This is a genomic window from Streptomyces sp. CB01201 (assembly GCF_002803085.1).
GTDB lineage: Bacteria > Actinomycetota > Actinomycetes > Streptomycetales > Streptomycetaceae > Streptomyces > Streptomyces hundungensis.
Genome location: NZ_NNBJ01000002.1, coordinates 575,803 through 594,938 on the forward strand (window position 1 = coordinate 575,803; position 19,136 = coordinate 594,938).

The following is a 19,136-nucleotide window of genomic DNA, read 5'->3' on the forward strand; positions in this document are numbered from 1 at the left end:
CGCTTCGGGGCGGAGTTACCTTCGTACGGTACGAAGAAGGAGAGGAGGTCGATCATGGCGGGCAGGCTCACCCCGGAACGCGAGGCGGAGCTCTACGAAGCCGTGCTCGACCTGCTGCGCGAGGTCGGTTACGACGCCCTCACCATGGACGCCGTCGCCACCCGCACCCGCTCCAGCAAGGCCACCCTCTACCGCCAGTGGGGGAGCAAGCCCGAGCTGGTCGCACGGGCGCTGCGGCACAACAAGCCGGTCAGTCTCGCCGAGATCGACACCGGTTCGCTGCGCGGCGACTTCCAGGCGATGGTCGCCCGCGAGGACGACTGCCAGATGGAGAAGGACTCCGCGCTGATGCGGGGTCTGATGCGGGCCGTCCATGACAATCCCGAGCTCCACAAGGCGCTGCGCGAGGTACTGATCGAGCCGGAGATCACCGGTCTCGGCACAGTGCTGCGGCGCGCGGTGGAACGCGGTGAGGTCGCCGCGGACAATCGCGCCCTCCCCTATGTCGTACACATGATGGTCGGCGCCTTCGCCGCCCGGCAGTTCATCGAGGACCGCCCGGTCGACCAGGCCTTCCTCGCCGACTACTTCGACGCCGTGGTCCTCCCCGCCCTCGGCGACCCCCGCTAGGCACCCACCCCGCCCGGCTCCCCGCGCAGTACCCGCTCCACCTGACGCACGCCGCTCTCGTCGTCGGGCTGGTTCCCCATGCCCTGCTGGTTCCATACGACTTGACCGGGAGTACGCCCTCGTGGCCACGTTCCTCTACCGCCTAGGCAGGTTCGCCTTCCGGCGCCGCCGCTATGTCGCCCTGGTGTGGGTGGCGCTGCTCGCCCTCGCCGGGTTCGGCGCGGCCTCCGCCACCACCGCCACCTCCTCCTCCTTCTCGATCCCGGGCACCGAGGCGCAGCGCGCCTTCGACCTGCTCAAGGAGCGGTTCCCGAACCAGGCCGCCGACGGCGCCACCGCCCGGATCGTCTTCAAGGCGCCCGACGGCCAGAAGATGGCCGACCCCGCCAACAAGGCCGCGGTCGAGAAGACCGTCAAGAGCCTTGAGACGGGCTCCAACCAGGTCGGCTCGGTCACGGACCCCTTCAAGGCCAACGCCGTCTCCGGGAACGGCAAGGGTTCCATCGCGTACATCCAGGTCTCGTACAAGACCAACGCGATGGAGCTGACCGACAGCACCCGCGACGCGCTCAAGAAGAGCGGCGACGAGGCGAAGAAGTCCGGGCTCACGGTCGAGATCGGCGGTGACGCGCTCCAGGCCATGCCGGAGACCGGCTCCGGCGAGATCGTCGGTGTGGTCCTCGCGGGCCTCGTCCTGGTGATCACCTTCGGCTCGCTGGTGGCCGCGGGGCTTCCGCTGCTCACCGCCCTGATCGGCGTCGGCATCGGTGTCTCCACCATCACGGCCCTCGCCAATGTGCTCGACCTCGGCTCGACCACGTCCACGCTCGCGATGATGATCGGGCTCGCGGTCGGCATCGACTACGCCCTGTTCATCGTCTCCCGCTACCGGGCCGAACTCGCCGAGGGACGGGAGCGCGAGGAGGCCGCCGGGCGGGCCGTGGGCACGGCCGGATCCGCGGTCGTCTTCGCCGGTCTGACCGTGGTCATCGCGCTCGTCGGCCTCGCCGTCGTCAACATCCCGATGCTCACCAAGATGGGCGCGGCCGCCGCCGGCACCGTCGTCATCGCCGTGCTCATCGCGCTCACCCTGATTCCCGCCCTGCTCGGCTTCGCCGGCAAGCGGGTGCTCGGCCGCAAGGCGCGCAAGGCGCATGTGCAGGGCGAGAAGGCCGCCGAGGGCAAGCCCAACATGGGCACCCGCTGGGCGAGCTTCGTCCTGCGCAAGCCGGTGTGGGTGCTGCTCGTCGGCGTCATCGGCCTCGGCGCGATCGCGCTGCCGGCGAGCTCGCTCCAGATGGGTCTGCCGGACGACGGCTCGCAGCCGACCTCCACCACCCAGCGCCGCGCCTACGACAACCTCTCCGAGGGCTTCGGGCCCGGCTTCAACGGGCCGCTCATGGTCGTCGTCGACGGCAAGGGCGCCGCTAGCGGAGTGCGGGGCGCGGCCGACGCCACGGTTGCCGCGATCAAGAAGCTCCCGGACGCGGGTCCGGTGCTGCCGCCCGCGTACAACAAGGACACCGGCGACGACACGGCGACCATCACGGTCATCCCGAAGTCCAAGCCGTCCTCCACCGAGACCGAGGACCTCGTCCACTCGATCCGGGACACCGGCGCCTCCCTCAAGGCCGACACCGGGGCCAAGCTCCTGGTGACCGGTTCGACCGCGATGAACATCGACTTCTCGCAGAAGATGAACGACGCCCTGCTGCCCTATCTGGCACTCGTCGTCGGCCTCGCCTTCCTGCTCCTGATGGTGGTCTTCCGCTCGGTCCTGGTCCCGCTGAAGGCGGCCCTCGGCTTCCTGCTCTCGGTGGTCGCCGCCCTCGGCGCGGTCGTCGCGGTGTTCCAGTGGGGCTGGCTCGGCTCGGTGTTCGGGGTGCAGCAGACCGGCCCGATCATGTCGATGATGCCGATCTTCATGGTGGGCGTGGTCTTCGGCCTCGCGATGGACTACGAGGTCTTCCTGGTCACGCGGATGCGCGAGGCGTACGTCCACGGCGAGCGGCCCGGACAGGCGATCGTCACCGGGTTCAAGCACGGCGCCCGGGTGGTGACGGCGGCGGCCGTGATCATGATCGCGGTCTTCTCCGGCTTCATCGGCTCCAGCGAGCAAATGATCAAGATGATCGGCTTCGGCCTGGCGATCGCGGTCTTCTTCGACGCGTTCATCGTCCGGATGGCGATCGTGCCGGCGGTGCTCGCGCTGCTCGGCGCGAAGGCCTGGTGGCTGCCGCGCTGGCTGGACCGGGTGCTGCCCAACGTCGATGTCGAGGGCGAGGGGCTGCGCAAGCACCAGGAGTCCGGCGACGCCGACGGCGACCGCGAGCTGGCGCGGGTCTGACCCCCGCCCCCTGAACGCCGGGCCCCACGAACCGAGCGGCCGTGGGTCCCGGCCGGTGCGGGCGGCCTGTGGGGACGGGACCGCCAGTGCCGCGAAGGCCCCCCGTGCGCGATGCGCACGGGGGGCCTTCGCATGGGGCCGTTCGGGTGACCGGCGCTCAGCGCCGGGGGCCGGCCGGGGCGGGGGCGGCGGAGGTGTCGGTGGCGTAGGTGTGGCGCAGGAAGCGGACCAGGGGCGAGCTGTCGAACTGGACCACCGCCACCCCGTCCGGCGAGTGGAATTCGAGCACCGTCTGGGCCCGGCCGCACGGCCAGACGCTCACATCGCCCTTGCGGGCCGGGGCGCGCAGGCCCGATTCCAGGAGGTCGCGCGGGAAGATCCACTCGTTGCCGCCGGGGAAGGCGAAGCAGACCGCGCCGGGCGAGCCGGCCGCGTCGTAGCGCAGCGCCACCGGGACCGGGTTGGAGAGCGGGGCGTCCGTGACGATTCTGGCGCGGGCGTGATCCTCCACGGAGGGGCGCACGGAGGGCCCTGCGGAGGGCCGATCGGCGGCGGCGTGGTCCTCGGCGTGGCCCTCGACTGCGGGGGACATCGATCGCTCCTCACGCTGGGTGCTGCTGGCGGCTATCAGTACGCGTTATTTGTTATCCAATGTCCCATAATTTCTCGGTAAGCCCTCGGTGAGTCGGCTTGGCATGTGTCACTCGGCCGCTCTTGCAAGAGGTTCGCAACAGGGCACTATCATCAAACGGTTCTGCGCATGCCGCGCAGGGAAGAGGGCGCCAACGGGAAATCGGAGTCCACCCATGCATGTACCCGACGGATTCATCAACGCACCTGTATCGGCGGTCACAGGCGTGGTCGCCGCAGGCGCCATCGCCGTCAGCCTGCGCGGGGCGCGGCGGGAATTGGACGAAAAGACGGCGCCGCTCGCCGGCCTGGTCGCCGCGTTCATCTTCGCCGTGCAGATGCTGAACTTCCCCGTCGCGGCCGGCACCAGCGGCCATCTCCTGGGCGGCGCGCTCGCCGCGATACTCGTCGGGCCCTATACGGGCGTGCTGTGCGTCTCCGTGGTCCTGCTCATGCAGGGCATCCTCTTCGCCGACGGCGGCCTCACCGCGCTCGGCGTCAACATCACCGACATGGCGATCACGACCACGGTCGTCGCCTACGTCCTGTTCCGCGCCCTGGTCAAGGTGCTGCCCCGCACCCGCCGCTCGGTGACCGCCGCCTCCTTCGTGGCCGCACTCGTCTCGGTGCCGGCCGCCGCCCTCGTCTTCACCGCGATCTACGCGCTCGGCGGCACCACCGACGTGCCGATCGGCAAGGTGCTCACCGCCATGGTCGGCGTGCACATCCTCATCGGCATCGGCGAGGCCGCCATCACCGCGCTCACGGTCGGCGCCGTCATCGCGGTGCGCCCCGACCTGGTGCACGGCGCCCGCGGCCTGACCGCGCCGCTCAAGCTGCGCGTCGGCGGCGAACTCGTGGACGCGCCCGCCGCCGCCCCGGCCGCCGCCCGCGCCGGGTCCACCCGCAAGGTGTGGGGCTTCGGCATCGTCACCGCCCTGCTGCTCGCCGGGTTCGTCTCGTTCTACGCCTCCGCCAGCCCCGACGGCCTGGAGAAGGTCGCCCACGACAAGGGCATCGACACCAAGACCACTCAGCACGCGTCCTCCGACTCGCCGCTCGCCGACTACTCGGTCAAGGACGTCGGCGACGCCCGGCTGGCCGGCGGCCTCGCCGGGGTGATCGGCGTCGGTGCCACCGTCGCCGTGGGCAGCGGAGTGTTCTGGGCCGTGCGCCGGCGCCGCACCAACAGCGCCCCCGAGCGCACCCCGGAAACGGTCTGACATGGGAGCGGGCCACTCCCACCGGCTCTACCGGCACGGGCACTCGCCGGTCCACGAACTGCCCCCGCACTGCAAGCTCGCGGCGGTGTTCCTCTTCGTGGTCGTGGTGGTGTCCACACCGCGCGAGGCGATGTGGGCCTTCGCGCTGTACGCCGTGCTGCTCGCCCTGGTGGCGGGAGCGGCCCGCATCCCGGCGGGCTACCTCCTCAAGAGGCTGCTCATCGAGATCCCGTTCGTCGCGTTCGCGGTGCTCATGCCGTTCGTCGTGCCCGGCGAGCAGGTGCACGTCCTCGGCCTCCCGCTCAGCGTGAACGGGCTGTGGGGCGCGTGGAACGTCCTGGCCAAGGGCACGCTCGGCGTCGCCGCGTCCGTGATCCTCGCCTCCACCACCGAACTGCGTGCCCTGCTGCTCGGCCTCCAGCGCCTCAAGCTGCCGCCGCTGCTGGTCCAGATCGCGTCGTTCATGATCCGGTACGGGGACGTCATCACCGACGAGATGCGGCGCATGTCCATCGCCCGCCGTTCGCGCGGCTTCGAAGCGCGCGGGGTGCGCTCCTGGGGCGTCCTCGCCAAATCGGCGGGCGCGCTCTTCATCCGCTCCTACGAACGCGGCGAACGCGTCCACCTCGCGATGGTCAGCCGCGGGTACGCCGGGTCCATGCCGGTGATCGACGAGGTGACGGCCACCCGCGCCCAGTGGACGCGGGCCGCCGCGCTGCCGGTGGCGGCGCTGGCCGTCTGCCTGCTCGGCTGGACGCTGTGACGACGCCCGGCACCTCCCCGCACCCGGTGGCTCCCACGCCTGCCTCCGTGCCTGCTCCCTCGCCTGCTCCTGTGCCTGCCCCCACGCCTACTCCTGAGGCCACCATGAACGTTCCCTCCCTCGAAGTGTCCGGGCTCGCCTTCGCCTACCCCGACGGCCACCAGGCGCTCTTCGGCGTCGACCTCACGGTGGCCCGCGGCGAGCGGGTCGCGCTGCTCGGCCCCAACGGCGCCGGCAAGACCACCCTCGTCCTGCACCTCAACGGCATCCTCGAAGGGGGCGCCGGATCGGTGCAGGTGGCCGGGCTGCCCGTCGCCAAGAAGAACCTCGCCGAGATCCGGCGCCGGGTCGGCATCGTCTTCCAGGACCCCGACGACCAGCTCTTCATGCCCACCGTGCGCGAGGACGTCGCCTTCGGCCCTGCCGCTTCCGGGATGCGGGGTGCGGAGCTGGAGGAGCGGGTGATGGGGGCGCTGGCCCAGGTCGGGATGGCCGAGTACGCCGACCGGCCGCCGCACCACCTGTCCTTCGGGCAGCGGCGCCGGGTCGCCGTCGCGACGGTGCTTTCGATGTCCCCGGAGATCCTGGTCCTGGACGAGCCGTCGTCCAACCTCGATCCGGCGTCGCGGCGTGAACTGGCGGACGTTCTGCGGGGGTTGGACGTCACGGTGCTCATGGTGACCCATGACCTTCCCTATGCGCTGGAGTTGTGCGGGCGGTCGGTGATCCTGAGTGACGGGGTCATCGCGGCGGACGGGGCCACGGTGGATGTCCTGTCGGACGGGGCGCTGATGCGTGCGCATCGCCTGGAGCTGCCGTTCGGTTTCGATCCGTCGTCGACGGTTGCTCCGCTGGGGGGTGCGAGCGCGTAACGGGGCCCACCGGGGCTCCGCCCCGGGCCCCGGGGTTTCGCCCCTCCCCGCCCCTTCCCCAAACCCTCCGGGGGCGGAGCGTGGGTGGGCGCGCTCCCGGGGCTGCGCCCCCGGGCCCCGCCCGGTTCGCCTGCGGGCCGCGGTCGCTCCTCGCGCAGTTCCTCGCGCTCCTAACCCCGTTTCGGTCTGCGGGTCGTGGTCGCTTCTCGCGCAGTTCCTCGCGCCCCTAACCCCGTTTTGGTCTGCGGGCCGTGGTCGCTTTTCGCGCAGTTCCTCGCGCCCCTAACCCCGTCTGCGTGCGCGGGCCGTGGTTGCTTCTCGCGCAGTTCCTCGCGCCCCTGTAGGTGGCCCCGAATGGCTCGGTGCTGGTCCGTACAGGCATACCCAGCCCGTCCGGCGATTGAGGACGAGCGCCGTTCAGGCGCGAACGGGGGTGCAGGGGGCGGAGCCCCCGCAGGGGTCTGGGGCGGAGCCCCAGGGGGAGTCGGGGGTCGGGCACCATGGGAGGGTGGGGGTCGGTGGGGCGCCCGGCAGCGTGGGGAGCGGATCGTGGTCGACGTACAGGGCGCCGTAACACCGGGCTACGAACCGGTGAGGGACGCGTTCGTGCGGAACTTCACGCACCGCGGCGACCGGGGCGCAGCCGTAGCCGTGTACCGCGACGGCCAGAAGGTCGTCGACCTGTGGGCCGGCACCAAGGACGTGGACGGCCCCGCCCCCTGGGCGCTGGACACCGCCCAGATCGTGCGCTCGGCCACCAAGGGCGTGGCCGCCGCCGTCCCCCTGCTCCTGCACCAGCGCGGCCGCCTCGACCTGGACGCCCCGGTGTCGACGTACTGGCCGGAGTTCAAGACCGCCGGCAAGGAGCGCACGCTCGTACGCCATCTGCTCGCGCACCGGGCGGGCGTGCCCGCGCTGGACCGCCCGCTCACCCCCGCCGAGGCCGCCGACGGCGAGAGCGGCCCCGCGGCCGTCGCCGCCCAGGCCCCGCTCTGGCAGCCCGGTACCGCACACGGCTACCACGCCCAGACGTACAGCTGGCTGCTCGGCGAGCTGGTCCGGCGGGTCACCGGGCGCACCATCGGCCGCTGGCTCGCCGAGGAGATAGCGGGACCGCTCGGCCTGGACTTCTGGCTCGGCGTACCGGACACCGAGGCGCACCGGGTGGGCCGCATCGGCCCCGTCGAGGCGCCCGAGGGCGAGGGCGGCCTGCGGCTGCGGCCCAAGCGGAACGTCAGCGAGGCCTACGCGGACCCCGACTCGCCGACCCGCCGCGCGTTCGGCGCGATCGACCCGATGCCCGACGAGAACGACCCCGCCTACCGCGCGGCCGAGCTGCCCGCCTCCGCCGGCATCTCCACGGCCCGCGCGCTGGCCCGCTTCTACGCCGCCACCATCGGTCAAGTCGACGGCGGGCGGCGCCTGTTCGCGCCCGCCACGCTCACCCTGGCCCGCACCGAGGAGAGCGCGGGGCCCGACCGGGTGCTGGTCGTGAACACCCGCTTCGGGCTCGGCTACATGCTGCACGGCCCCGCCGCCCCGCTGCTCGCCCCGGGTTCCTTCGGGCACCCCGGGCGCGGCGGTTCGCTGGGCTTCGCCGACCCGGAGTCGGGCCTCGCGTTCGGCTATGTGACCAACGGGCTCCAGAAGGGCGTCACCGCGGACCCCCGTGCCCAGGCCCTGGTGAGGGCGCTACGTTCGACCGTATGACGCATCCTCAATTCCCTTCGCGCACCGCACGTTTCGAGGGCCACACCGTGCTGATCACCGGCGCGGGACGCGGCATCGGTGCCGCCGTCGCGCGCAGACTGACCGACGAGGGCGCCCAAGTCCTCCTCGCCGACATCGACTTGGCGAGTGCGGAGGCGACGGCCGCCGGGCTGAAGGGCGCCGTCGCCCGGCACTGCGACGTCTCCGACCGCGCCTCGGTGGAGGCCGCGGTCGCCTTCGCCGTCGAGGAGTTCGGCCGGCTCGACGTCCTGGTGAACAACGCGTACTCCTGCTCCCCGGACGCCGACCGCTTCGAGGACGAGGACGACGAGGAGTGGGCCCGCGATCTGGACGTCACCCTCACCGGCGCCTTCCGCTGCGCCCGCGCCGCCCTCCCGCACCTGGCGGCCTCCGGCCGGGGCGCGATCGTGAGCATCGGTTCGGTCAACGGCGAGCAGGACTTCGGCAACCACGCCTACAGCGCCGCCAAGGCGGGCCTCGCCTCCCTGACCCGTACGCTCGCCGGGCACGCCGCGCCGCGCGGGGTACGGGTCAACCTCGTGCACCCCGGCACCATCCGCACCCCCGCGTGGGAGGGCCGCGAGGCCCAGTTGGAGCGGCTGTCGGCGCTGTACCCGCTGGGCCGCGTCGGCCGGCCCGAGGACATCGCGGCGGCCGTCGCCTTCCTGGCCTCGTCCGACGCGTCCTGGATCACCGGCACCACCCTGCGCGTGGACGGCGGCATCCTCGCCGTCAACACCGGCTTCCGGCGCACGGACGACGACGTGTGAGGCCCCCGGCGGCCGCGGCCGGGGACGCCCCCGCGAGCCGGTCTCAGCCCGCCCGCAGGACCTGCGCGACGATGGGCCCCGCCGCCGTCCCGCCGTGGCCGCCGGACTGCACGAGCGCGGCGGCCGCGAGGTCGTCGCTGTAGCCGGTGAACCAGCTGTCGGACTTGTTCTGGCCGTCCTTCTCCGCCGAGCCGGTCTTCGCGCCCTTCTCCCCGCCGACGCTCGCCATGGCCTCCGTCGCGGTTCCGTACGAGGCGGTCGCGGTGATGTGCATCATCGCGCGCAGCTGGGCGGCGATGTTCGACGGCAGCGGGTCGGCCTGGGCCAGCTCGCGGCCGTCGAGGGACTGCGGCACGATCACCGGCTGGCGGAACCGGCCCGACTTCGCGGTCGCCGCGACCGACGCCATGTCGAGCGGGCTCATCTGGACCTTGCCCTGCCCGATGTAGGCGGCGGCCGTCTCGGCGCCGGCCGACGCGGGCACGCTGCCGTCGAAGGTCGGCACGCCGACCTTCCAGTCCTGGCCGATGCCGAAGTAGTTGGCGGCGACCCGGCCCAGCGCTCCGTCGTCGTTCACCTCGTGGATGTGCTTGATGAAGGCGGTGTTGCAGGACTTGGCGAAGCTCTTCGAGAAGGGCTCGCTGCTGGGGAGCGAGAAGTTGTCCAGGTTGTGGAAGGTGACGCCCTCCCACTGCACGTCCGCGGGGCACACGGCCGGCTTGTCCGCGGACACCTTGCCCTTCTCGATCAGCATCGTCGCCGTGACGATCTTCATCGTGGAGCCGGGGGCCACCCGGCCCTGGAGGGAGGCCGGGAACTTGTCGTTCCGGTTGTCCGCGACCGCCCGGATCTCGCCGGTGCTCGGCTTGACGGCGACCACCGAGGACTCCCCGAAGCGCTTCACGGCCTGCTCGGCGGCGGCCTGCACATCCGCGTCGAGGGTCGTCTTCAGCTTGCCCGGCGTGCCCTTCTGGAGGGTGATCAGAGTGCGCGCCGGGGTGCCGTTGCCCTGGATCTGGAGCTCGACGCCCGGCGTGCCGTTCACCTTCGCGCCGTACTTCTCGCGCAGCCCGTCCAGGATCGCCCCGAGCGAGGGGTACTTCTCCTTGGTCAGCGGACGGTCCTTGTAGTCGACCGCCTGGATCTCCGGGTTCTGCGCCGGTTCGGTCACCAGGCGCTCACCCTTCTTCAGCTGCGGGTGGAGCACCGCGGGCTGCCAGTCGACCAGCGGCTTGTGCGTGGACTGGCCGCGTACGACGGTGAGTTGGGAGGCGTAGGCCAGCGGAGCCGTCTTTCCGCCGAACGAGACGTCGGCCTTCACCGTGTACGGGACGACCGCGCCGTTCGGCGCGCCCGGCGTGACCGTCACGTTCGTGATGTGCGCCTGCTCGCTGAATCCGGACAGGGCCGCCGAGGCGTCCGCCTGGTTGTTGGTGAGGGCGGCGGCCCCCGCCGCGTCGCCCTTCGCCCAGGCCTGGAGGAACGCGGTCGACGTCTCCTTGATCTCGTCCGCTCCCGGCGGCCCGGTGCGGGCGGGAGCGCCCTGGGTGTGCGTACCGCCGGGGCCCTTGTCGTCGCTGCCGCCGACCAGCGCGTACCCCCCGTACGCCACACCTCCGGCGACCACCACGAACACCCCGCCCACGATGGCGACCTTCGCTCCGCTGCGCATCCCGCAGTTCCCCTCCCCAGGAGTCCCCCGAATTCCTTGAACATGTTCAAGGAGTTGATTGGGAGCGACTCTACGGGACAGGAGTGACAGCGGGTCTCGCAGTTGTCCGAACGGTTACCGGAACGCGACCGGCCTCACACCCAGCTGTCCAGCCACATCCGGCTGCGCCAGGAGTCCAGCGGGATGGGCGTACCGGTGTAGATGGGCCAGAAGTACACGAAGTTCCAGATGATGAGCAGCACGAGCACGCCGGCCCCGATCGACCCGACCGCGCGCCGCCGTTCCCCGGAGCCCGGTGGCCCGATGATCGCGCCGACCATCATCGCCACCGCGAGACACAGGAACGGCACGAAGACGACCGCGTAGAAGAAGAAGATCGTCCGCTCCTGGTACAGGAACCAGGGCAGGTATCCGGCCGCGATGCCGCAGGCGATCGCGCCCGCCCGCCAGTCGCGCCGGAAGATCCAGCGCCACAGGACGTACAGGAGGGCGAAGCAGGCGGCCCACCACAGGAGCGGAGTGCCGAGCGCCAGGACCTCGGCGGCGCACTTGCCGCCCGCGTCCGAGGGGCAGCCGTCGGTGCCGGGGCCGGGGCTCTCGTAGTAGTACGAGACCGGCCGGCCGAGGACCAGCCAGCTCCACGGGTTCGACTGGTAGGTGTGGCCCTCGGTGAGGCCGACATGGAAGCTGTAGACCTCGGTCTCGTAGTGCCAGAAGCTGCGCAGCGAGGCCGGCACCCAGCTCAGGTCGAACTGCGGCAGATGGTTGATCGTGCCGATGACCGGGAGCTTGATGTGGTCGGGGGACAGGCCCGCGCGGCCGTCCGCCCAGTGCCGCCCGTACCCCTTGTCGGTGGCGAACCAGCCCGTCCACGACACCATGTACGTGGCGATCGCCACCGGCACCGTGGACACGAACGCCCAGAACGCGTCCCGGCGGAGCACCGCCCGGTAGGGGCTGACCGCGCCCGCCGTGCGCCGCGCGCCCACGTCCCACAGGACGGCCATCACACAGAAGAAGACCAGGATGTACAGGCCGTTCCACTTGGTGCCGCAGGCCAGGCCCAGCATGATCCCGGCGCCGATCCGCCAGGGCCGCCAGCCGAACCGCAGACTCGCCGCGATCCCGGCGTCCGGGCGCAGCTGCCCGTCCTCGCCCTCGGGCAGCGCGGCCGCGAGCCTGGCTCTCGTACGGTCGCGGTCGACCAGGAGGCAGCCGAAGGCGGCCACGACGAAGAACATGACGACCGTGTCGAGCAGCGCGGTGCGGCTCATCACGAAGTGCAGCCCGTCGACCGCGAGCAGCGCGCCCGCCAGGCAGCCCAGGAACGTCGAGCGGAACAGGCGCCGCCCGATCCGGCAGATCAGCAGCACCGACAGGGTGCCGAGCACGGCGACCATGAAGCGCCAGCCGAACGGCGTGAAGCCGAACATCTTCTCGCCGATGCCGATCAGGTACTTGCCGACCGGCGGATGCACCACGTAACCCGGTGCGGTGGGCACCGAGATGAGGTCCGGGTTGGCGAGGATCGACTTGTCGATGTCCTTCGGCCAGTCGCCCTCGTAGCCGTGGTTGATGAGCGCCCAGGCGTCCTTGGCGTAGTACGTCTCGTCGAATATCACCGCGTGCGGGGAGCCCAGGTGCCAGAACCGCATCAGGCCCGCGACCAGGGTCACCAGGAGCGGCCCGACCCACGCCGACCAGCGCACGATGCGCGCCGCCGCCTCCGGTCCGATGCCCAGCACCGTCCACAGCTGCCCGGCGGGCTTGGCGAAGGGCGGCACCAGGCGCTCGCGCAGCCCGCTTCTCGGCCGCACGACATGGCCGAACCGGCGCATGCGGTGCGCCCAGGAGGGCGGCTCGTCCCCGGCTTCGTGGCCCGGAAGGGTCGGTGGCGCAGTACTGGTCACCGCGCCATCGTAGGGAACTCGCCTATGGGAGTCCCGTGGCCGGGCCCGGCGGCCTCCGCCCCGGCGGGCTGCGAGGATGGTCGGCGTGACCGGAACACTCGTACTCGCAGGCACCCCCATCGGCGACACCGCGGACGCCCCGCCCCGGCTCGCCGCCGAACTGGAGCGGGCCGACGTCGTCGCCGCCGAGGACACCAGGCGTCTGCGCCGCCTCACCCAGGCGCTCGGCGTGCACACCACGGGCCGGGTCGTGTCCTACTTCGAGGGCAACGAGTCGGCGCGCACCCCCGAGCTGGTCGAGGCGCTCGAAGGCGGCGCCCGGGTGCTGCTCGTCACCGACGCGGGCATGCCCTCGGTCTCCGATCCCGGCTACCGCCTGGTCGCGGCCTGTGTCGAGAAGGACATCAAGGTCACGGCGGTGCCGGGCCCCTCCGCCGTGCTCACCGCGCTGGCCCTGTCCGGGCTGCCGGTGGACCGCTTCTGCTTCGAGGGCTTCCTGCCGCGCAAGGCCGGCGAACGCCTCGGGCGGCTGCGCGAGGTCGCCGGGGAGCGGCGCACCCTCGTCTACTTCGAGGCCCCGCACCGCCTCGACGACACCCTCGCCGCGATGGCCGAGGTGTTCGGCGCCGAGCGGCGCGCCGCGGTGTGCCGGGAGCTGACCAAGACGTACGAGGAGGTCAAGCGCGGCCCCCTGAAGGACCTCGCGGTGTGGGCGGCCGAGGGGGTGCGCGGCGAGATCACCGTCGTGGTCGAGGGCGCGCCCGACAGCGGGCCCGCCGACCTGGACGCGGCCGAGCTGGTGCGGCGCGTGCAGGTGCGGGAGGAGGCGGGGGAGCGGCGCAAGGAGGCCATCGCGGCCGTCGCCGTCGAGACCGGTCTACCCAAGCGGGACGTCTTCGACGCGGTGGTCGCGGCAAAGAACGCGGCACGTCAGAGCCCCGCGGACGGTAAAGGACTATCGTAAAAAGTAAAACGCAGGCCGCGCACCGGGGCAGGGAAATGCACGCAGCCCTAGGAAAGGCCAAGACCGCGCCAACTCTCGACAGCACCTGATGCGTTTTGGCAGCGAAAGGCGTCTCCTGGATCGGGGGACCTTTCGCCCCCGCTCGTAAGAGCGCTCGCAAGAGCTTGTCCAGCGGACAAGAGGAGCCGGCACATGAGTGAGATCGCTGAGACCACGGCACACGAGGCGTACGCCTTCGCGTGCATGCGGTGCGGATACGGCTGGGAACAGGCGTACGAAATAGAGCACCACGTAGACGCCTCCGGCCAGGCATTCGTCATATACAAGGCCAACGGCGACCGGGTGCCTTCCCCGCTGTCCGCCCCGACCTGCCTCAACTGCGGCGGACACGTGGTGCGCATCATGCGCGCCGGGCGGGTGTCCTCCGCGCAGCAGGTCCAGCACCGCGCGTCCGCCCCGGCCCAGCCCGGACCCCAGGACGCGGCCGACGCCACCGTGAAGCCGGAGCACCACTGGCACCTGTCCGACCTCCTGCACCCCTTCCACCGCAAGTAGGCACCAGGGCGCAGGGGGCACGTGCCCTTTCGTAGGATCGGCGGCATGAGTGCCGCCAAGAAGGACGCCCCGCCCCCGCTGCCCGAACCCCTCGGCGTGGCGGTGGCCGATTCGCACACCCACCTGGACATGCAGGACGGCACGGTCGAACAGGCCCTGGAAAAGGCCGCGGCCGTCGGCGTCACCACTGTGGTCCAGGTGGGCTGCGACGTGAAGGGCTCCCAATGGGCCGCGGACACCGCCGAGGCGTACGCGGCCGTCCACGCGGCCGTCGCCCTGCACCCCAACGATGCGCCCCGGATCGTCCACGGGGATCCGGACGGATGGTCGCGCCAGGGCGCGCGCGGCCCCGGCGGCGAAGGGGCCCTGGACGAGGCCCTCGCCGAGATCGAGCGCCTCGCCGCGCTGCCGTGGGTCAAGGCCGTCGGCGAGACCGGCCTCGACCACTTCCGGACCGGGCCCGAGGGCAAGGGCGCCCAGGAGCGGTCGTTCCGGGCGCACATCGAGATCGCCAAGCGCCACAACAAGGCGCTCGTCATCCACGATCGCGAGGCGCACGCCGATGTGCTGCGTATTCTGCGCGAGGAAGGCGCCCCCGAACGGACCGTCTTCCACTGTTATTCCGGCGACGCGGAAATGGCCGAACTCTGCGCCGAATACGGGTACTTCATGTCCTTCGCGGGAAACGTGACCTTCAAGAACGCCCAGCCGCTGCGGGACGCTCTCGCGGTCGCCCCGCAAGAACTCGTTCTCGTCGAGACGGATGCGCCGTTCCTCACGCCGGCGCCGTACCGCGGACGGCCCAATGCGCCGTATCTCATTCCGGTCACGGTACGCGCCATGGCCGCCGTCAAGGGCGTGCACGAAGACGTGCTGGCCGCGGCGATCGCCGACAACACCGCGCGGGCGTTTGATTACTGAGCGATAACGAATCCGGCCCTTCGGCGCCGTTCGGCGGTGGCGCGCAGGGTAATGCCACGACACTGCGTAGTCGAGTCGCTTTGGAGAGTGACCGTCCCTCCGCTAATGTCCCGGCCCGCACCACCGGACCGGACCCTGGAGCGTCGTGAGCAATTCGCAGGGCAGTCACCGTGCCGCACGCGGCGGCCACCGCGCCGCCACCGTCACGGCGCCGCCTCCCTACGCCACCGCGTACGCCGACCACGAGACCCGGACCGCGCCCGTGGCCCCCGTCCCCGAGCCGCGTGGCCCCGAAGCGTTCCAGCCGGCACCCCCTCCGGACGCGGACGGCGGCGGGCGGGCCGGGGCGCGCCGGGCGGCGCGGCGCCGCAAGTCGTCGGGCGGCCCCGACAAGCTGCGCCGGCTCATCCCGCAGGCCCTGGTCGTCGCGTTCCTGGCCGGCGGCACCTCCGCGTTCCTGGTCACCGACAAGGCGGTCAAACTCACCGTCGACGGCGTGCCCCGCACCATGCACACCTTCGCCGGCAGTGTCGAGGAGCTCCTCGCCGACGAACACGTACCGGTCGGCACGCACGACATCGTGGCGCCCGGCCCCGACGCCGCACTGGCCGGCGGCGACGAGGTCGTGGTCCGCTACGGCCGCCCGGTCCAGCTCACCCTCGACGGACAGCGCCGCCAGGTGTGGACGACGGCCCGCACCGTCGAGGGCGCCCTGCGCCAGCTCGGGGTGCGCGCCGAGGGCGCCTATCTGTCGGCGTCCCGCTCCTCGGAGATCGGCCGCGCGGGCCTCGCCCTGGACGTACGCACCGAACGCTCGGTGACCTTCCTCGCGGACGGCCGCGAACGCACCCTGCGCACCAACGCGGCCACCGTCGCCGAGGCGCTCCAGGAGGCCGGGATCTCCCTCCAGGGCCAGGACACCACGTCCGTGCCCGGCGCCTCCTTCCCGCGCGACGGGCAGACGGTCACCGTGATGCGGATCAGCGGCACCAAGGAGGTGCGCGAGGAGCCCATCCCGTTCAAGGTCGAGAAGACCAAGGACGCGACGCTCTTCGCGGGCACCCAGGTCGTGGTCCGGCAGGGCGAGAAGGGCGCCCGCAAGGTCACGTACGCGCTGCGGACCGTCAACGGCGTCAAGCAGAAGCCGAAGAAGATCGCCGAGGAGGTCGTCCGCGCGCCGGTCACCCAGCAGATCAGGATCGGCACCAAGGCACTGCCGTCCTCGGTGGGCGGCGCCGAGCACCTCAACTGGAGCGGCCTGGCCCACTGCGAGTCCGGCGGCCGGCCCGCCGCCCTCGACCCGTCGGGCACCTACGGCGGGCTCTACCAGTTCGACCCCGGCACCTGGCACGCGCTCGGCGGCAGCGGGCGGGCCGAGCAGGCACCGGCCGCCGAGCAGACGTTCCGGGCGAAGAAGCTCTTCGTGAGCCGGGGGGCGAGCCCGTGGCCGCACTGCGGCCGTAGGCTGTATCGGTGAGCACCACTGAGCCCGACGCACTCCTTACCCCCGCCGATGTCCGCGAACTGGCCGCAGCGCTTGGCGTACGCCCCACCAAGCAGCGCGGCCAGAACTTCGTCATCGACGCCAACACGGTCCGCCGGATCGTGCGGACCGCCGAGGTCCGCCCCGACGACGTCGCGGTCGAGGTGGGACCGGGTCTGGGCTCGCTGACGCTCGCGCTCCTGGAGGCGGCGGACCGGGTGGTGGCCGTCGAGATCGACGACGTGCTCGCGGCGGCGCTGCCCGCGACGATCGAGGCGCGGATGCCCGCGCGGGCCGACCGCTTCGCGCTGGTCCACTCCGACGCGATGCTCGTCCAGGACCTGCCGGGCCCGGCCCCCACGGCCCTGGTCGCGAACCTCCCGTACAACGTGGCCGTCCCGGTCCTCCTCCACATGCTGGACCGCTTCCCGAGCATCGAGCGCACCCTGGTCATGGTCCAGGCGGAGGTCGCCGACCGGCTCGCGGCGAAGCCGGGCAACAAGGTGTACGGGGTGCCGTCGGTCAAGGCGAACTGGTACGCCGACGTCAAGCGGGCCGGATCGATCGGGCGGAACGTGTTCTGGCCCGCGCCGAACGTCGACTCCGGGCTCGTCTCGCTGGTCCGCCGCGCGGCCCCGGTGGAGACGACCGCCGCCAAGGCGGAGGTGTTCGCGGTGGTCGACGCGGCGTTCGCGCAGCGCCGCAAGACCCTGCGGGCCGCGCTGTCCGGGTGGGCGGGCTCGCCCGCGGCGGCCGAGGCGGCCCTGGTCGCGGCCGGGGTGTCGCCCCAGGCGCGGGGCGAGGCGCTGACGGTGGAGGAGTTCGCGGCGATCGCTGAGCACCGGCCGAGCTGACGGTCGCCTGGGCCCCCTTCAGTTCGGCTGCGGGCCGTGCGTGGCTGGTCGCGCAGTTCCCCGCGCCCCTGAATGCCCGGTGCGGGCCCGCACCGGGCATTTCAGCCCGTCATGGGGGTCCCCCCTGTCCCTGGAGGCCTTGGGGGAGTTCGAGGACGAGCGCCCTTGAGGCGCGAACGGGGTCCGGGGCGGAGCCGAGGGCAGTTCAACCCCCCGGGGTGGGGGAAAATGGGGGCGCCCCAGCCGAAGGAGCCCCGCCCCCCGTGAGCCCCCGCACCGTCACCGTCCGCGTCCCCGCCAAGGTCAACACGCAGCTGAGCGTGGGCCCCGCCCGCCCGGACGGCTTCCACGACCTCGCCAACGTCTTCCTGGCGGTCGCCCTCCACGACACCGTCACGGTCACCCCCGCCGACGAACTCCGCATCACCTGCACAGGACCGGACGCCGCCCAGGTCCCCCTGGACCGTACGAACCTGGCCGCCCGCGCCGCGGAACTGCTCGCCGCACGCCACGGCATCCAGCCCCATGTGCACATCCACATCGACAAGGACATCCCCGTCGCGGGCGGCATGGCCGGCGGCAGCGCGGACGCCGCGGGCGCGCTCCTGGCCTGCGACACGCTGTGGGGTACGGGAGCGAGCCAGGGCCAACTCCTCGACATCTGCGCCGAGTTGGGCAGCGACGTCCCCTTCGGCCTGGTCGGCGGCGCGGCGCTCGGCACCGGGCGCGGCGAGAAGCTCACCGCGCTGGAGGTCGGCGGCACCTTCCACTGGGTGTTCGCGGTCGCCGACGGCGGGCTCTCCACCCCGGCCGTCTACCGCGAGTTCGACCGCCTCACCCCGGACGCCCCCGAACCCGCCGCCGCCCCGGCCCTGCTCGACGCGCTGCGCACCGGCGACGCCAAGGCTCTCGCGGCCACCCTCGCCAACGACCTCCAGGCCGCCGCGCTCTCGCTGCGCCCCTCGCTCGCGGACACCCTCGCGGCGGGCACGGCGGCGGGCGCGCTCGCCGCCCTGGTCTCGGGCTCGGGCCCGACCACGGCCTTCCTGTGCGCGGACGCCGAAGCGGCCCACCAGGTGGCCGCCGCCCTCACCGACTCCGGCACCTGCCGCACCGCCCGCGCGACCACGTCCCCGGCCCCGGGGGCGACGGTGCTGACGGACTGAGTCAGAGCTCGTCGATCGCGGTGAGGTCGACCTCGATGGCGTACGGCTTACCCACCTTGAGCTGCTCGCGCTGCAAGCCCATGTGGACGTACGCGTGCGTCATCGGGTCGAGCTCGTAGACGTGAACCACCGGCCGAATGTCGTCCGCACCGCCCCGCTCCACCCGCCAGTAGTTCGGGATGCCGGCGGCGGCGTACTTCATCGGCTTGGTCGTGCGGTCCCGGGACTCGGATTCCGGTGACACGACCTCGACGGCCAGCAGGACGTCCTCCGCCTCGAAGCGGGTCAGATCCGGCCCGCTGATCGAGGAGGCATGGACCACACTGATGTCCGGCTCGGGAACGTTCTGCCGGTCGAGCACCACGGCCATCTCCCGTACGACCTTCAGCTCCGGCGGCAGGGCTTGGCGAATGCCCTTCATCAGTAGCTCCATCACGAGGAAGTGGAAGTATCGCTGCGGGCTCACAATGATCAGGCTCCCGTCGATCAACTCGGTGTGAGACGGGAGATCGGGCAGCGTGAACAGGTCGTCCACGGTGTAGCCGTCCAGGGGCGGCACAGGCCACGACTGGCGGTGCTCCACGGACTTGGCGGCGGTCATGGTTCCTCCCATGGACGGGATTCTCGGGCCTGCCCGTCCACGGT

At 72.0% G+C, this 19,136-nt stretch carries 17 protein-coding genes; 13 read left to right on the forward strand and 4 right to left on the reverse strand.

Annotation, left to right across the window (positions count from 1 at the left end; all coding sequences use genetic code 11):
* Positions 1–54 precede the first annotated feature (54 nt).
* Entirely contained in the window at positions 55–630 is a 576-nt protein-coding gene (locus CG740_RS07160; protein WP_376215362.1) for a TetR/AcrR family transcriptional regulator, read from the forward strand.
* A 121-nt stretch (positions 631–751) separates the two neighbouring features.
* Complete coding sequence (locus CG740_RS07165; RefSeq protein ID WP_100574092.1) at positions 752–2,977, forward strand: MMPL family transporter; 2,226 nt, start codon at positions 752–754, stop codon at positions 2,975–2,977.
* A 157-nt stretch (positions 2,978–3,134) separates the two neighbouring features.
* Here the strand turns inward: CG740_RS07165 and CG740_RS07170 are convergent, their stop codons facing one another.
* Entirely contained in the window at positions 3,135–3,569 is a 435-nt protein-coding gene (locus CG740_RS07170; protein ID WP_100574093.1) for an SsgA family sporulation/cell division regulator, read from the reverse strand.
* A gap of 214 nt (positions 3,570–3,783) precedes the next feature.
* On the opposite strand from CG740_RS07170, the gene CG740_RS07175 reads away from it, so the two are divergent.
* The 5 genes from CG740_RS07175 to CG740_RS07195 all read left to right on the forward strand — a co-directional run bounded on the left by CG740_RS07175 (position 3,784) and on the right by CG740_RS07195 (position 8,966).
* A complete protein-coding gene (locus CG740_RS07175; protein ID WP_100574094.1) occupies positions 3,784–4,830 on the forward strand; it encodes an energy-coupling factor ABC transporter permease in 1,047 nt (348 codons plus the stop codon).
* 1 nt (position 4,831) lies between these two features.
* Positions 4,832–5,593: a cobalt ECF transporter T component CbiQ gene (cbiQ, locus tag CG740_RS07180; RefSeq protein WP_100574095.1), complete on the forward strand. Its 762-nt coding sequence runs from the start codon at positions 4,832–4,834 to the stop codon at positions 5,591–5,593.
* A 104-nt stretch (positions 5,594–5,697) separates the two neighbouring features.
* Complete coding sequence (locus tag CG740_RS07185) at positions 5,698–6,465, forward strand: energy-coupling factor ABC transporter ATP-binding protein (RefSeq protein ID WP_100574096.1); 768 nt, start codon at positions 5,698–5,700, stop codon at positions 6,463–6,465.
* A gap of 546 nt (positions 6,466–7,011) precedes the next feature.
* Entirely contained in the window at positions 7,012–8,175 is a 1,164-nt protein-coding gene (locus CG740_RS07190) for a serine hydrolase domain-containing protein (protein WP_100574287.1), read from the forward strand.
* Positions 8,172–8,966 (forward strand): SDR family NAD(P)-dependent oxidoreductase, encoded by a 795-nt coding sequence (locus CG740_RS07195; RefSeq protein ID WP_100574097.1) that lies wholly within the window; start codon positions 8,172–8,174, stop codon positions 8,964–8,966. Before CG740_RS07190 ends, CG740_RS07195 begins: the two co-directional genes overlap by 4 nt.
* Before the next feature lie 43 nt (positions 8,967–9,009).
* On the opposite strand, the gene CG740_RS07200 is transcribed toward CG740_RS07195, so the two are convergent.
* Together CG740_RS07200 and CG740_RS07205 are read right to left on the reverse strand one after the other, a co-directional pair.
* Entirely contained in the window at positions 9,010–10,638 is a 1,629-nt protein-coding gene (locus tag CG740_RS07200; RefSeq protein WP_100574098.1) for a penicillin-binding transpeptidase domain-containing protein, read from the reverse strand.
* 134 nt (positions 10,639–10,772) lie between these two features.
* Positions 10,773–12,548 carry a dolichyl-phosphate-mannose--protein mannosyltransferase gene (locus CG740_RS07205; protein WP_100574099.1) on the reverse strand — a complete coding sequence of 592 codons (1,776 nt, stop codon included), beginning with the start codon at positions 12,546–12,548 and terminating at the stop codon, positions 10,773–10,775.
* A gap of 76 nt (positions 12,549–12,624) precedes the next feature.
* Between CG740_RS07205 and rsmI the strand changes: the two genes are divergently transcribed.
* The 6 genes from rsmI to CG740_RS07235 all read left to right on the forward strand — a co-directional run bounded on the left by rsmI (position 12,625) and on the right by CG740_RS07235 (position 18,491).
* Complete coding sequence (gene rsmI, locus CG740_RS07210) at positions 12,625–13,512, forward strand: 16S rRNA (cytidine(1402)-2'-O)-methyltransferase (RefSeq protein WP_100574100.1); 888 nt, start codon at positions 12,625–12,627, stop codon at positions 13,510–13,512.
* A gap of 192 nt (positions 13,513–13,704) precedes the next feature.
* Positions 13,705–14,067, forward strand: a complete 363-nt coding sequence (locus CG740_RS07215) for a hypothetical protein (protein WP_100574101.1) — start codon at positions 13,705–13,707, stop codon at positions 14,065–14,067.
* Positions 14,068–14,112: 45 nt separating this feature from the next.
* Positions 14,113–14,988, forward strand: coding sequence for a TatD family hydrolase (locus tag CG740_RS07220; protein WP_100574102.1), 876 nt, complete (start codon positions 14,113–14,115; stop codon positions 14,986–14,988).
* A gap of 145 nt (positions 14,989–15,133) precedes the next feature.
* Positions 15,134–16,465 (forward strand): resuscitation-promoting factor, encoded by a 1,332-nt coding sequence (locus CG740_RS07225; protein WP_100574103.1) that lies wholly within the window; start codon positions 15,134–15,136, stop codon positions 16,463–16,465.
* Entirely contained in the window at positions 16,462–17,325 is an 864-nt protein-coding gene (gene rsmA / locus CG740_RS07230) for a 16S rRNA (adenine(1518)-N(6)/adenine(1519)-N(6))-dimethyltransferase RsmA (RefSeq protein WP_100574104.1), read from the forward strand. The genes CG740_RS07225 and rsmA overlap by 4 nt, the downstream gene beginning before the upstream one ends.
* 263 nt (positions 17,326–17,588) lie before the next feature.
* The gene (locus CG740_RS07235) at positions 17,589–18,491 is read left to right on the forward strand and encodes a 4-(cytidine 5'-diphospho)-2-C-methyl-D-erythritol kinase (protein WP_100574105.1); all 903 of its coding nucleotides are present in this window, start codon (positions 17,589–17,591) and stop codon (positions 18,489–18,491) included.
* Position 18,492: 1 nt separating this feature from the next.
* On the opposite strand, the gene CG740_RS07240 is transcribed toward CG740_RS07235, so the two are convergent.
* Complete coding sequence (locus tag CG740_RS07240) at positions 18,493–19,104, reverse strand: Uma2 family endonuclease (RefSeq protein ID WP_100574106.1); 612 nt, start codon at positions 19,102–19,104, stop codon at positions 18,493–18,495.
* Positions 19,105–19,136: the final 32 nt, after the last annotated feature.

What these genes read in the sequence shown, in the direction of transcription:
- CG740_RS07160 (WP_376215362.1), top strand. Translation starts at nt 55, where the DNA reads ATGGCGGGCAGGCTCACCCCGGAACGCGAGGCGGAGCTCTACGAAGCC.
- CG740_RS07170 (WP_100574093.1), bottom strand. Translation starts at nt 3,569, where the DNA reads ATGTCCCCCGCAGTCGAGGGCCACGCCGAGGACCACGCCGCCGCCGAT.
- CG740_RS07175 (WP_100574094.1), top strand. Translation starts at nt 3,784, where the DNA reads ATGCATGTACCCGACGGATTCATCAACGCACCTGTATCGGCGGTCACA.
- cbiQ (WP_100574095.1), top strand. Translation starts at nt 4,832, where the DNA reads ATGGGAGCGGGCCACTCCCACCGGCTCTACCGGCACGGGCACTCGCCG.
- CG740_RS07185 (WP_100574096.1), top strand. Translation starts at nt 5,698, where the DNA reads ATGAACGTTCCCTCCCTCGAAGTGTCCGGGCTCGCCTTCGCCTACCCC.
- CG740_RS07195 (WP_100574097.1), top strand. Translation starts at nt 8,172, where the DNA reads ATGACGCATCCTCAATTCCCTTCGCGCACCGCACGTTTCGAGGGCCAC.
- CG740_RS07200 (WP_100574098.1), bottom strand. Translation starts at nt 10,638, where the DNA reads ATGCGCAGCGGAGCGAAGGTCGCCATCGTGGGCGGGGTGTTCGTGGTG.
- rsmI (WP_100574100.1), top strand. Translation starts at nt 12,625, where the DNA reads ATGGTCGGCGTGACCGGAACACTCGTACTCGCAGGCACCCCCATCGGC.
- CG740_RS07215 (WP_100574101.1), top strand. Translation starts at nt 13,705, where the DNA reads ATGAGTGAGATCGCTGAGACCACGGCACACGAGGCGTACGCCTTCGCG.
- CG740_RS07220 (WP_100574102.1), top strand. Translation starts at nt 14,113, where the DNA reads ATGAGTGCCGCCAAGAAGGACGCCCCGCCCCCGCTGCCCGAACCCCTC.
- CG740_RS07240 (WP_100574106.1), bottom strand. Translation starts at nt 19,104, where the DNA reads ATGGGAGGAACCATGACCGCCGCCAAGTCCGTGGAGCACCGCCAGTCG.